This window comes from Burkholderia sp. SIMBA_051 (assembly GCF_046534915.1).
In the GTDB taxonomy this organism is placed as follows: Bacteria; Pseudomonadota; Gammaproteobacteria; order Burkholderiales; family Burkholderiaceae; genus Burkholderia; species Burkholderia ambifaria.
In genome coordinates, this window is the sequence record NZ_JAWRXS010000108.1 from 1 (window position 1) to 338 (window position 338).

The window sequence follows — 338 nt, forward strand, 5'->3', positions numbered from 1 at the left end:
CGGGCGTGCGGGTCGGCGCGGCGAGCCGGCCGCTGCTGCGCGTGACGAGCGGCCAGGCGACCCTCGACCCGATCGCGATCACGCCGTGGGGCGGCGTCGCGATGAGCCCGTACACGGTCGTCTCGCTCAACGGCATCGACCAGGAACGCTGGGCGATTCAACCGATCTCGTTCCTCACCGCCGCGTTGCGCCTGCAGCGCATGCCGTCGCCGAGCGTGACGACGGAGAACGGGCGGCGTCTTTTCATGTCGCACGTCGACGGCGACGGGTTCGCGTCGCGCGCCGAATTTCCCGGCGCGGACTACTCGGGCGAAGCGCTGTATCAGCAGATTTTCACG

1 pseudogene is annotated in these 338 nt (G+C 69.8%); it reads left to right on the plus strand.

Going from position 1 to position 338, the window contains the following annotated elements:
• A pseudogene (locus tag SB771_RS33765) lies at positions 1-338 on the plus strand (sugar ABC transporter); the annotation flags it as partial.